The organism is Haliscomenobacter sp. (assembly GCF_041740695.1).
Taxonomy (GTDB): domain Bacteria; phylum Bacteroidota; class Bacteroidia; order Chitinophagales; family Saprospiraceae; genus Haliscomenobacter.
This window is the reverse complement of sequence record NZ_JBGSLK010000112.1, coordinates 20,406-32,758: the sequence shown is the minus strand read 5'-3', so window position 1 is coordinate 32,758 and position 12,353 is coordinate 20,406. Positions and strand designations below refer to the sequence as shown.

The window sequence follows — 12,353 nt, the reverse complement described above, 5'->3', positions numbered from 1 at the left end:
GCAAAAAGAGACCGATATAAAAATTAAGCTCCTCAATATCATGGCAGCCCAAGGTATGCCTGTTTCTAAACCGATAATGACAGTTTAGTTTGTCTAGCAATGGTCTTAGATATTGGCTTTTTATTCATGCAACAACGCCGTTTTGTAAGGGTGTTTTAGTCGCATTTTCTGCATCCATGTTTATGGGATTAGTAGTAAAAGCCATATTCTAAATTGATTACATTTCTAAAAAGTTGTTGGCTCATCTTCCCAGTTTGCTGAATGGGATGAAATTTTGCTCATTTCTAGGCAATTGTAGAGGCATTCAAGAAGGGAAGATGAGCCAAATTGTTTTGTGTGTAGTTCATGCATGTAAGCTTTTACTTAGTCGTCTGTTGCGGGTAAGTTCGCTTAGTCCGCATATCGTTTTCTTTCGCTTCAGTGGTTACACTGTAGTCGTCTCATTTGCAAATATAGTGATCAATTGTTTATTATACAAGCGATAATCCATTAAATTTTAATACTATCAATTGGATTTTAATTTTGCCCAAACTTTGATAACATGATACACCATTAAAAGCTTCCCAAGCGATTTATCTTCGAAGGAATCCTCCCCCGCAACTCCCGCACAAAAATCTCACTCTCCTCAATCACCCCATCCATCTCCTCCCGATGATCAAAATAATAAACCAATCCCGAATAAACCTCACTCAAGCTCAAATCATACTCCGTCGCAATCTCATCCGCCGATTTCCCCATTACCTCATGCCAAACCGAAATCTGTGGCACCGTAATGCGACGCCCTACAATATGCGGTTTTCCACTACAGGTGTCCCCATCAATAGCAATGTAATTCTTGGAAACAATTTCCATTTTTAATTTTTTTTCAAGTTTACAAAAAAAATATCAAACGAAAAATATCAAAATACTTTTGTTTGATTTCCCCAGCTTTTTTACTTTTGTTCCCCCGGCAATCGCAGTTGTTTTGGGAAAACAAAATGCCAAAAATCGATGAGTACGACCAAACACCTCGAATTGATCGCCCAGGCCACGGGCATTTCCTTTGGACGAGTCAAAAACACCATCCAGTTGTTGGACGAGGGTTCCACCATTCCCTTTATTTCCCGTTACCGCAAAGAGGCCACGGGCGAGTTGGATGAAGTACAAATCGCCGACATCCAGCGCGAGCACAAAAAATTCGATGAACTGGAAAAACGCAAGGAGAGTGTACTCGGTTCCATTGCCGAGCAAGGCAAACTCACCGATGAACTGCGCCAGCGCATCGAAAACTGCTACGACCCCACCGTGTTGGAAGACATTTATCTGCCTTACAAACGCAAAAAGAAAACCCGCGCCTCGGTAGCCCGCGAAAAAGGCCTGGAGCCATTGGCCCTGCGCATCCTCGAACAACGCGACGCCGACGATCCCGAAATCCTCGCGGGCAAATACCTCAGCGATGAGGTGCCCAACGTAGCAGAAGCCCTGGCCGGTGCCCGCGACATCATCGCCGAGATGGTCAACGAAAGTGAAGACGCCCGGAATTCGATGCGCCGCATTTTTTCCAAAACCGCCATCGTCCAATCTAAAGTTGCCCGCGGCAAGGAGAAGGAAGGCGACAAATACAAAGACTATTTCGACTTTTCGGAGGCGCTCAACAAATGCCCTTCCCACCGCTTGCTGGCCATGCGCCGGGGCGAAGAGGAAGGTTTTTTGCGGGTGCTGATCGTGCCCGCTGACGAAGAAGACACCAAATACCAATTGGAAAAACGTTTTGTCAAAGGAGCTGGTGCCGCCAGTAGGGAAGTGAAAACCGCCATCCACGACAGTTACGAGCGCTTGTTGGCTCCCTCGATTGAAACCGAATTCCGCAACATCTCCAAAGAAAAGGCGGACAAGGAAGCCATCGACGTGTTCACCCAAAACCTGCGGCAATTGCTGCTGGCCGCGCCTCTGGGGCAAAAACGGGTGATGGGCCTCGACCCTGGCTTTCGCACGGGCTGCAAATTGGTGGTGCTGGACGACAATGGCAACCTGGTCGAAAACCTCGCCATTTACCCCCATCCGCCCCAATCGGACGAAGCAGGCGCGAAAAAAACCATCGCTTTTTTGGTCGACAAACACGGCATCGATGCCATCGCCGTAGGCAACGGAACCGCCGGGCGGGAAACCCTGAGCCTTTGCCGGGGCATCAACTTCAAGCACGAAGTGGAGGTGTTTATGGTCAACGAAGCGGGCGCCTCCATCTATTCGGCTTCCGATGTGGCGCGGGAAGAATTCCCCGATTACGATGTAACCGTACGGGGTGCGGTGTCGATTGGCCGTCGTTTGATGGACCCCTTGGCCGAACTGGTGAAAATTGACCCCAAATCCATCGGGGTAGGGCAGTACCAGCACGATGTCAACCAAAGTATGCTCAAAGATAGCCTGGATTTGGTGGTGGAAAGTTGTGTGAACAGCGTGGGGGTAAACCTCAATACGGCCAGTAAACACCTGCTGACTTACATCTCCGGGCTTGGGCCAGTGATTGCCAAAAACATCGTGGAGTACCGGGCGCAAAATGGGGCTTTTAACTCGCGGAGCGAAATCAAAAAAGTGGCCCGTCTGGGCGACAAAGCTTTTGAACAATGCGCGGGCTTCTTGCGCATTCGGGGGGCTAAAAACCCGCTAGACAATACGGCAGTACACCCGGAAACGTACCACATCGTAGAGCAGATGGCCAAGGACTTGTCCTGCAAGGTCAAAGACCTGATCAGCGACGCCCAATTGCGCCGAAAGGTAGAACTCAAACGTTACGTAAACGATAAAGTGGGGCTACCCACCCTGCAAGACATCATGAAGGAATTGGAAAAACCGGGGCTTGACCCTCGGGGTACCGCAAAATCCTTCGACTTTGGCAATGTACACAGCATCGAAGACTTGCGACCTGGTATGGTTTTGCCCGGCATCGTGGAAAACATTACCAATTTTGGGGCATTCATCGACATTGGCATCAAGGAAAAGGGACTGGTGCACGTATCCCAAATGGCCAATCGCTTTGTGAAAAACCCCATGGAGGTGGTGAGCCTGCGTCAGGAGGTGAATGTGCGGATCGTGGAGGTGGATATTGCGCGGAAGCGGGTGCAGTTGTCGATGAAGGACGTGTAAATTTAGCATCCCACCTAAACATTTTTTAACCACAAAGAATAAGAAGAGGACACAAAGGACACAAAGCGAAGCGTCGTCAACGTCTAACTTTGTGTCCTTTGTGCTGCCTTTGTGTTTTCTTTGTGCTAAAAAATGTCGCTTTGGTGCTTTTGCAAAAATTCGTGTCTAATAAATTGTTGCTCCTCATCGCCGAAGGCGAGTAATCGAATTTCATAATTTTTATAACCCACCAGTGATGAACATCGAAATCACCCAACACCAAAACCAATCTATCGCCGAGGTCACAGGCACTTCCATCCAAAACCCCCAAGAAACCGTGGAACTCCTGATCAATTGCGCCTATCAAGGTGCGGAAAAAATCATCATCCATGCCCATCAATTGATTCCCGATTTTTTTGACTTAAAAACTGGAATTGCGGGTGAAATCCTGCAAAAGGTATCCACCTATCAATTGCGTTTGGCCATTGTGGGCGACTTCAGCCAATATACCAGCAAAAGTTTGCAGGACTTCATTTTTGAAAGCAATAAAATGGGCCGAGTCAGCTTTGTCTCTTCGGCAGAAGAAGCCAAAGCGAAGCTTTGTGCCTAGGATTTAAAGACCGTAAATCAACAATTATCGAGTCCAGCGTACAATCGAAAAACCTGTAGTTTTCTGCACAGAAACAAAACTACATGAACGACTCGAACATTCTGGACAAACCGAAAATTCACGCGGCAATTGAAGCCAAATGCCAGGAAATTGGCTTCAGCATGCCTTCTGATCTGTACATCGGTACCCTCTTAAAAACCTTGATCAGCTCCAAACCCGCTGCCAATGTGCTGGAATTGGGCACTGGAATCGGCCTATCCTTATCCTGGATGATCGATGGCTTGGATGCCAACTCCACACTCACTACCGTTGACAATGACCCCGCCTTGTGCGCCATCGCGCAGGATTTTTTTGGTGCAGACTCCCGCCTCAGCATCGTTTGTGCGGACGGGACAGAGTGGATCAAAAATTATAAAGGAGAACCCTTCGACCTGATTTTTGCCGACGCCTGGCCTGGCAAATACAGCGAGATTGACGAAACCCTGGCTTTACTAAAAATTGGCGGCTTTTACGTGATTGATGACATGTCGGCCCAGCCCAATTGGCCAGCCGGGCATCAGGACAAAGTAGATGCCTTGGTGGCCTATTTGGAGCAACGCCCAGACCTTACTTCAACCAAAATGAATTGGTCGACCGGCGTCATCATCGCAACCAGAAGGTATTGACCTAATAAATTTTCGGCCCCAAACCTTCCAATAAATACCCTTTAACGTAGTCTTCGATACCCGCTTCCAGGCTATAAAACGGCTCAGCATACCCAACACTGTGCAACTTGGCCATATTGGCCTCCGTGAAGTATTGGTAAGTGTCCCGGATATCGGCAGGAGTATCGACGAAGTCGATGTTGGGTTCCAGTCCCATCGCCTTGAAGGTGTTGCTGGCCAAATCCAGGAAGGTGCGCGCCTGACCTGTGCCCAGGTTGTACAAGCCATTTTGGGGCCGCTGTTGGTACAAAAAGTACATCACCTTCAGGACATCCTTTACGTAGATGAAATCCCGGCTCTGTTCCCCGTCTTTAAAATCAGGGCGATGGGAGCGGAACAATTTCATGCCGCCCGTTTCTTTGATTTGGCGGTAGGTATGCCAGATGACCGAAGCCATCCGTCCCTTGTGGTATTCATTGGGGCCATAAACGTTGAAAAACTTCAAACCTGCCCAAAACGGTGGCGTTTTTTCTTGTTGCAAAGCCCAAATGTCGAAGTCGTTTTTGGAACATCCGTAAGGATTGAGTGGCTTCAATTGGCCGATTACCTCATGGCTATCTTCATAACCCAACTCACCCAGGCCATAGGTGGCCGCGCTGGAAGCATAAATCAGCGGGACGTTGAAGCGGGTACATTGCTCCCACAATTGTTGGGTATAGTGCAGGTTCAGGTGGTCAAAAATGGCCGTGTCCTGTTCGGTCGTATCGGTGCGGGCCCCCAAATGGAAAATGAAATCTACACTGGCGTGCATGCGCTCCAGCCAGGAAAACAGTTGTTCCCGATCCAGTTTTTGAATGAAGGCTTTGTTTTGCAGGTTGCGGTTTTTGTCCGCTCGGCTGAATTCATCTACAACGACGAGGTTCAGGTGCCCCGCGTCGTTGAGTTGCTGCACCATGGCGCTGCCAATAAATCCTGCTGCTCCGGTTACGATGATCATGGTTGAAAGTTATTAGGGTAGTTTTACGAAGCAAAAATAGGTAAAAATGGAACTTGGCTGGAACCGAACACCAAATCAATCTTTTTCTTTTTGTGGCAAATAATCAAAGGGCAGTAAATCTCCCAATAGTTGGGTGGCCCAATAGCCTTCCAGCATCAACATGTCGGGTTCCAGTACTCGCCCGGAAGGATCCAAGGCTACTCGCTCTTTACTCAAAAAAACCAGGGAGGTTTTTGTTCCCGACTGGCTAGACGCCCAGGTGTAACCGGGCATTGCATATTTTACCTGCAAATAATTGCGAAATTGTAAATACACCATCGAATCCGCCTCCACTAAAAAATCTTCGTAAGACACGGCGCTGGTATCTACAAATTCTAAAAACCGCTCCTGATCAGCCCGGCTAATCGTTTGTTGGTGCGCATTCTCGGGTTGACTGGCCTCATATAAGGTTTGTCTTTTTAACGCATTCACCGCTTTTTTGATTTTGGGGTCTTCCACAAACGCCGGATTGGGCTTTCGTTCGACCCAATGCAATTCAAAACCTTCCTGTTGTAAAGCACGATTGTGAATGGAATGCACAAAATGAAGCATTGAGCCTTCGTAAGCCAGTTTTTTATTGTTGCGCCAACGCCGTTCCTGAGCAGGGCTGCCCGTCATTTTTTCAAAAAAAGGAAAACCTTTGATGACAAAAACCCGGGTAAGGATATTGTATTCGAATTGGGAGAGCGAATAATTGATCATAAAGCCAAAAGCCGAGTGCTCTATTTTGAGCATTTCATCGGCGCTGGCGCGCATGGTCAGGGTGGCAGTATCGTAGGCAAATTGCAGGGCCTCAGGGTTCAGGATTTTGCAATTGTTGGCGAACATACCCACCCCGATCGCCTTTTTTTTGAACAGTTCAAAGTTGTGGTACCAGGATTTTCCACGTTTGCTACTCACCTGGAAGGCTCCCATTTCATTGACTTTTGGGCTTAATTTGAACAATAGGCTTCTTCCCAAGTAGGAGGTATTGATCGGAAAATTGATGGTTTCATAGCCAATGTAAGAAACGACCAATTCAACATTTAAGCCCATCGATTTGATGCTGAATTTTCCCTCAATGTCACTTTGTACCCCAACGCTGGTATTGTTGTAATAAACGCTGGCGAAGGCGAGTGGCTCGTTGGTGTTGGCATCTACGATGCGGCCCCTTAAGTTTTGGGTAAAACCTTTAAGTGTCCCTCCCAAGAGCAGCAGAAAAACCAGTAGTATGGAAAAACGAGGCGCGGGCATGAAGGGATGTTTGAAGGTTCTACGGTTCCAAGTTCCAAAGTTCCAGGGTTATCGCACGACACCAAATATAGTGAATGACTGCGACAAAAAATTGTGCTGAGTTGTAAAATATGGTGCTTACGACCAGCGGCGCTAGCCGCCTAACGTCGATAGAAAGCAGGCATAGCGGTTTAATTGAAGGTGCAGAGCACCGCAACAGTAAGCGTAATTTGTTGCGGTGCTCTGCACCTTTAACTGACTCACCTTATCTTATTTCTACAGACGTTTCGCGGCTAGTGCCGCTGACCCGCTCAGCCTGGACGATTACCGTTGTACCCTTTTGCCGCCCCAAATCATCAATACCTGAAGTCAGCGGTAGGGTTCCAAAATCCAGCCCCCCAAACCCTGGAACCCCTGGAACTTTGGAACCCTGGAATCCTTTATTCTGCATACGCCTCTAACGGCGGACAAGTACAAATCAAATTCCGATCCCCAAAGGCATTGTCAATCCGGCTGACTGTTGGCCAGAATTTGTAGCCATGGCGCAAATAGGGCAGGGGGTAAGCCGCTTTTTCACGGGAATAGCTAAAAGGCCATTCATCCGCAGTAACCAAGTCCGCCGTGTGTGGCGCATTGCTCAGTACATTGGATTTTGGATCTGCTTCACCTGTTGCGATTTCGTCAATTTCTTTGCGAATCAGCAAGAGTGCGTCACAGAAACGATCCAGCTCATCCAAACTTTCACTCTCCGTAGGCTCGATCATGATCGTACCCGCCACCGGGAAAGAAAGTGTAGGCGCGTGGAAACCGTAATCCATCAAACGTTTGGCCACATCTTCCGCGCTGATTAAGGCTTTGAAAGGACGCAAGTCCACAATCAATTCGTGGGCGCTGCGGCCTTTTTCACCCGTATACAACACCTCGTACTGGCCCTCCAAGCGTGCTTTGATGTAGTTGGCATTCAAGATAGCGTATTCGGTAGAAGCTTTTACCCCCACTTTGCCCAACATCCTTACATAACCGTAGCTGATCAGCAGGATACTGGCACTACCCCAAGGCGCTGCGGATACGGCGTGGATACCCCGATCTCCTCCAGTAGCGACCAAGGCGTGTTTGGGCAAAAATGGCTTCAAACTGTTGTTGACACAAATTGGGCCCATGCCCGGGCCGCCGCCTCCGTGTGGAATGGCGAAGGTTTTGTGTAGGTTCAGGTGACACACATCTGCCCCAATTTCGGCAGGACTGGTCAGGCCTACCTGGGCGTTCATGTTGGCACCGTCCATGTATACTTTACCACCGTGCTGGTGGATGATGGCACAAATTTCCTTGATGCGGGTTTCAAACACCCCGTGGGTGGAGGGGTAAGTCACCATCAGGCAGGAAAGATTGGCGCTGTGTTTTTCAGCTTTGGCGCGCAGGTCGTCCACATCGATATTGCCTTGCTCATCGCAGCCAACCACCACCACTTCCATACCCGCCATAACGGCGCTGGCTGGGTTGGTACCGTGTGCTGAAGACGGAATCAAGGATACATTGCGGTGGGTGTTGCCATTGGCTTCGTGATAGGCCCGGATGGTCAACAAACCGGCGTATTCCCCTTGTGCACCCGAGTTGGGCTGTAAAGAGCAGGCATCAAAACCTGTGCAGGCACAAAGGTAGGCTTCCAGTTCTTCAAAAATCTGTTGGTACCCTTTAGCCTGATCGGCTGGAATGAAGGGATGCAAATTGGCAAAAGCTGGCCAACTTACGGGCATCAACTCACTGGCCGCATTGAGCTTCATGGTGCAGGAGCCGAGTGGAATCATGGAATGGGTCAGTGACAAATCCCGGTTTTCCAGGCGCTTGATATAGCGCATCATTTTACTCTCGGTATGGTAGCTGTTGAATACCGGATGGCTCAGGTATTCGGTATCGCGTTGGAGGGGAGCGGGGATTTGAAGTCCACCGACTCCGCTAAAATCCACGGTAACATCAGCGTTTTTAACTTTAGCAAAAACGGTTATGATGTCACTCAAATCAGCGGGCAGTACGGTCTCATCCACAGTGATTTGCACCGCACCAGCTGGATAATAAAAATTGATCCCTTCGGCCAGTGCCGCCTTTTGAATGGCTTGCTGGGTAGCAGTGTCGGTTTCAATGAACAAGGTATCAAAGTAGTGGGCATTCTTTTGGGTATAGCCAAGCGCTTGCAGGTTTTTGGCCAAAATCTGAGCGCTGCCATGCACCCGCTGAGCAATGGCTTTGATGCCTTTGGGGCCATGGTAGGCAGCGTACATACTAGCCATGATGGACAACAATGCCTGCGCAGTACAGATGTTGGACGTCGCTTTTTCGCGGCGGATGTGTTGCTCGCGGGTTTGCAGCGCCATGCGCAGCGCCCGTTTACCATGGCTATCTACCGATACGCCAATGATGCGACCGGGGATCAAACGTTTGTATTCATCTTTGGTAGCAAAAAAGGCCGCGTGTGGGCCACCATAACCCATGGGCACCCCAAAACGTTGGGAGTTGCCGACCACCGCATCGGCACCCCATTCGCCCGGAGGAGTCAACAGGGCTAGCGCCAGCAGGTCAGAACAAACCGTAACGGTGATGTCTTTGGCGTGCGCTTCTTCGGTCAGGGCGCGGTAATCTTCGACTGATCCATTTCCGGCGGGGTATTGGAGCAGGATGCCAAAGCTATTTTCGTCCAAAACAAAATCGGCAACAGGCTTCACCACCACCTCAATCCCCAATGGCTTGGCCCGAGTGATCAACAAATCGATGGTTTGTGGATAAACCTGATCGGAAACCAGATAAGTATTGGCTGTTTTGCGTTTTTTGCTCACCACACTGTGGAACATGGCCATGGCTTCCGCAGCGGCAGTACCTTCATCCAACAAAGAGGCGTTGGCGATGGGCAAAGCGGTCATGTCGCTGACCATGGTCTGGAAATTGAGCAGTGCCTCCAAGCGGCCCTGGGCAATTTCCGCCTGGTAGGGCGTGTATTGGGTGTACCAACCTGGGTTTTGGAAAATATTGCGGGAAATGACCGAAGGAGTGATGGTTCCGTAATACCCCAGACCGAGGTAAGAGCGGAAAACCTGGTTTTTAGCCGCTATTTTTTCTAACTCGCGCAAGTACTCAAACTCGGAAAGTGCTTCGGGCAAGGCCAATTCACCCTGGAGGCGAATGGCGGGGGGTACTGTTTCGTCAATGAGTTGATCGAGGGAAGAAACGCCGATTACCGTCAACATTTCCTGTAATTCTGCGGCATTGGGGCCAATATGTCGATCAATGAACTGATCAAAAAATGTCATTGTGCTCATGTTGCAAAACCCTGCTGGTTTGGTTAGGAAAAAGAAAGCGCAAAGTTATACACCGCGCGGTATGAACAGGTGATTTTTGTCGGTTTATTTTTTCGCCCTGCCGCGTTGCAAATGCTCGCCGTAGCTTTGGCTACGTCTGCGCTTTGCGCCTTGCAGGTCAAAAAATTAAACTCGCCAAAATTTCACCTTTCCATACCGCGCGGTGTATAGCAATTCAGTACATAAAAATAATGGTTCGATTGTGCTTATTACCATGACAAAGATCATTTGCGCAACACTGGAACTCAAAACGAACACCTATGGTTGAGCACTTTTGAATTTAATTTTATCTTTAGTCGAAATTCACAAATCCAAACCCTATAACTATGAAAAACATTCAATTCCCAGTTCAATTCACTTTCAAAATTGGTACCCTCTCCAATGATTTTTTGGTTGAAGACGCCATGGGCAACGACATTGGCTACGTACGCCAAAAAATGCTCAAACTGGTGGATGAAGTAGTTGTCTACGACAACGACCTCAAATCCAATATTTTATTTACCATCAAAGCGAACAAGTGGATTGATTTTTCAGCCACTTATACCTTTACCAATCACCTGGGCCAGGAAATTGGCCGGATTGGCCGCAAAGGCTGGGCTTCAATCTGGAAAGCCCGGTATGAAATTTTTGATGAAAAGGCGAACCAGGATTTGCTGATTCAGGAAGAAAATGGCTGGGTCAAAGTGGCTGACGCGGTGCTCAGCGAAATTCCCATTCTAGGCTTGTTTACCGGATACCTTTTTAATCCTTCCTACATGGTCACTCGGCCCGATGGGACAGAAGTGATCCGCTTGAAAAAACAGCCTTCACTAGTTGGTCGGCGTTTTTCGCTGGAAAAGTTGAACAACTTCGAGCCAGGTGAGGAAGAACGAGTCATCCTGGGGCTGATGATGATGATCTTGATGGAAAGACGGAGAGGGTAGGAGAGGGAAGAGTGAAGAGTGAAAAGTGATGAGTGATGAGTGAAAAGTGAAAAGTTGGCTGCCGCAGCCACATTGTTAAAGTCGCTGCGGCAGCCAACTCTTCACTCATCACTTTTCACTTATCACTTTTCACTCTTCACTCTTCACACCCGTTCAATCACCATGGCCGAAGCACCACCACCACCATTACAAATGGCCGCCAAACCTATTTTAGCTTCTTTTTGGTTCAACACATTGGTCAGGGTAGTCACGATGCGTGCACCGGAAGCGCCGAGAGGGTGGCCCAAAGCACAAGCGCCGCCAAATACGTTGACTTTGGCCTCATCAATGCCCAAAACCTGATTGAAGGCCATAGGCACCACCGCAAAAGCCTCGTTGACCTCAAAAAAGTCGACCTCGCTGGCGCTGATGCCGGCCCGTTTCATCGCCAAAGGAGCGGCAATGGTGGGTGTAGTGGTGAACCACTGTGGCTCCTGCTCTGCATCCGCAAAAGCGAGGATTTTGGCAATGGGCGTGAGGCCCAGTTTTTCCACCATTTCTTTGCTGGCCAAAATCAGAGCCGCCGCGCCATCATTCAAGGTACTGGCGTTGGCCGCAGTAACCGTTCCGGTTTTGCTGAATGCTGGGCGGAGCGTAGGGATTTTGCTGAAGTCTACTTTTTTGTACTCTTCGTCTTCCAACAGGTCGATGGCATCGCCCTTGCGTTGGGGGATACTCACGGGTACTATTTCGTTTTTGAACCAGCCATTTTGAGTCGCTTCGGCGGCCAGGGTATAGGAGCGAATGGCAAATTCGTCCTGGGCTTCGCGGGAAATGTTGAACTTGGCCGCGGTGGCGTCGCCGCAGGTGCCCATGGCCTGGTGGTCGTAGGCATCGGTGAGGCCGTCTTTGGCGAGTCCGTCTACGAATTCCATGTTGCCGTATTTGCTGCCCCAACGCGCGGAAGGCACGTAGTAGGGGATATTGCTCATACTTTCCATGCCGCCAGCTACGACGAGGTCGGTGTAACCCAGCATGATGGATTGGGCCCCGTACATGATGGATTTCATGCCGGAGGCGCACACTTTATTGATGGTGGTACAAGGTACATTGTCGGGGATGCCAGCACCTCGGGAAGCTTGTCGGGCAGGTGCCTGGCCCAGATTGGCGGAGCAGACGTTGCCCATCAGCACTTCCTGGACTTGATCGGGGGCAACTCCAGCTTTGGCCAGCGCACCTTTGATGGCGATGCTGCCCAATTGCGTGGCGCTAAAACCTGCCAGTACGCCGCCAAAACTTCCTATTGGGGTACGAACGGCCGAAACGATGAATACTTCTTTCATGTTATTGGTTTGGAAAGGACTAATCTGGTTGAGAAGGTTGAGGAAACATGAGTCATCCCGAATTTTTGAAAAGTCAAAATCGGGCATAAACCTAATCGCGGAGCGATTGAATTTATAATAGCCCCGGTCGTCCGGGGTAAATAGTTGGGTCAAATTG

At 49.2% G+C, this 12,353-nt stretch carries 10 protein-coding genes; 4 read left to right on the top strand and 6 right to left on the bottom strand.

The window, feature by feature from the left end:
* Positions 1 to 552 precede the first annotated feature (552 nt).
* Entirely contained in the window at positions 553 to 852 is a 300-nt protein-coding gene (locus ACEW9O_RS22400) for a DUF433 domain-containing protein (RefSeq protein WP_373552441.1), read from the bottom strand.
* A gap of 138 nt (positions 853 to 990) precedes the next feature.
* Here ACEW9O_RS22400 and ACEW9O_RS22395 point away from each other — a divergent pair, with 138 nt between their 5' ends.
* The 3 genes from ACEW9O_RS22395 to ACEW9O_RS22385 all read left to right on the top strand — a co-directional run bounded on the left by ACEW9O_RS22395 (position 991) and on the right by ACEW9O_RS22385 (position 4,377).
* A complete protein-coding gene (locus ACEW9O_RS22395; RefSeq protein ID WP_373552440.1) occupies positions 991 to 3,123 on the top strand; it encodes a Tex family protein in 2,133 nt (710 codons plus the stop codon).
* Between the two features lie 235 nt (positions 3,124 to 3,358).
* Entirely contained in the window at positions 3,359 to 3,712 is a 354-nt protein-coding gene (locus ACEW9O_RS22390) for a DUF4180 domain-containing protein (protein ID WP_373552439.1), read from the top strand.
* A gap of 83 nt (positions 3,713 to 3,795) precedes the next feature.
* Positions 3,796 to 4,377 (top strand): O-methyltransferase, encoded by a 582-nt coding sequence (locus ACEW9O_RS22385; protein ID WP_373552438.1) that lies wholly within the window; start codon positions 3,796 to 3,798, stop codon positions 4,375 to 4,377.
* Position 4,378: 1 nt separating this feature from the next.
* Here ACEW9O_RS22385 and rfaD read toward each other — a convergent pair whose 3' ends face one another.
* The 4 genes from rfaD to gcvP all read right to left on the bottom strand — a co-directional run bounded on the left by rfaD (position 4,379) and on the right by gcvP (position 9,912).
* On the bottom strand, positions 4,379 to 5,353 hold the full coding sequence (rfaD, locus tag ACEW9O_RS22380; RefSeq protein ID WP_373552437.1) for an ADP-glyceromanno-heptose 6-epimerase: 975 nt from the start codon (positions 5,351 to 5,353) through the stop codon (positions 4,379 to 4,381).
* 75 nt (positions 5,354 to 5,428) lie between these two features.
* Positions 5,429 to 6,625: a carboxypeptidase-like regulatory domain-containing protein gene (locus tag ACEW9O_RS22375; protein ID WP_373552436.1), complete on the bottom strand. Its 1,197-nt coding sequence runs from the start codon at positions 6,623 to 6,625 to the stop codon at positions 5,429 to 5,431.
* Between the two features lie 244 nt (positions 6,626 to 6,869).
* Positions 6,870 to 7,055, bottom strand: coding sequence for a hypothetical protein (locus ACEW9O_RS22370; protein WP_373552435.1), 186 nt, complete (start codon positions 7,053 to 7,055; stop codon positions 6,870 to 6,872).
* The gene (gene gcvP / locus ACEW9O_RS22365; RefSeq protein WP_373552434.1) at positions 7,045 to 9,912 is read right to left on the bottom strand and encodes an aminomethyl-transferring glycine dehydrogenase; all 2,868 of its coding nucleotides are present in this window, start codon (positions 9,910 to 9,912) and stop codon (positions 7,045 to 7,047) included. The genes ACEW9O_RS22370 and gcvP overlap by 11 nt, the downstream gene beginning before the upstream one ends.
* 365 nt (positions 9,913 to 10,277) lie before the next feature.
* On the opposite strand from gcvP, the gene ACEW9O_RS22360 reads away from it, so the two are divergent.
* A complete protein-coding gene (locus tag ACEW9O_RS22360; RefSeq protein WP_373552433.1) occupies positions 10,278 to 10,874 on the top strand; it encodes a hypothetical protein in 597 nt (198 codons plus the stop codon).
* A 143-nt stretch (positions 10,875 to 11,017) separates the two neighbouring features.
* Here the strand turns inward: ACEW9O_RS22360 and ACEW9O_RS22355 are convergent, their stop codons facing one another.
* Positions 11,018 to 12,196: an acetyl-CoA C-acyltransferase gene (locus tag ACEW9O_RS22355; protein WP_373552432.1), complete on the bottom strand. Its 1,179-nt coding sequence runs from the start codon at positions 12,194 to 12,196 to the stop codon at positions 11,018 to 11,020.
* Between the last annotated feature and the right edge of the window lie 157 nt (positions 12,197 to 12,353).

Coding starts and splice junctions, on each gene's coding strand:
- ACEW9O_RS22400 (WP_373552441.1), bottom strand. CDS start 852: ATGGAAATTGTTTCCAAGAATTACATTGCTATTGATGGGGACACCTGT.
- ACEW9O_RS22395 (WP_373552440.1), top strand. CDS start 991: ATGAGTACGACCAAACACCTCGAATTGATCGCCCAGGCCACGGGCATT.
- ACEW9O_RS22390 (WP_373552439.1), top strand. CDS start 3,359: ATGAACATCGAAATCACCCAACACCAAAACCAATCTATCGCCGAGGTC.
- ACEW9O_RS22385 (WP_373552438.1), top strand. CDS start 3,796: ATGAACGACTCGAACATTCTGGACAAACCGAAAATTCACGCGGCAATT.
- rfaD (WP_373552437.1), bottom strand. CDS start 5,353: ATGATCATCGTAACCGGAGCAGCAGGATTTATTGGCAGCGCCATGGTG.
- ACEW9O_RS22375 (WP_373552436.1), bottom strand. CDS start 6,625: ATGCCCGCGCCTCGTTTTTCCATACTACTGGTTTTTCTGCTGCTCTTG.
- ACEW9O_RS22370 (WP_373552435.1), bottom strand. CDS start 7,055: ATGCAGAATAAAGGATTCCAGGGTTCCAAAGTTCCAGGGGTTCCAGGG.
- gcvP (WP_373552434.1), bottom strand. CDS start 9,912: ATGAGCACAATGACATTTTTTGATCAGTTCATTGATCGACATATTGGC.
- ACEW9O_RS22360 (WP_373552433.1), top strand. CDS start 10,278: ATGAAAAACATTCAATTCCCAGTTCAATTCACTTTCAAAATTGGTACC.
- ACEW9O_RS22355 (WP_373552432.1), bottom strand. CDS start 12,196: ATGAAAGAAGTATTCATCGTTTCGGCCGTTCGTACCCCAATAGGAAGT.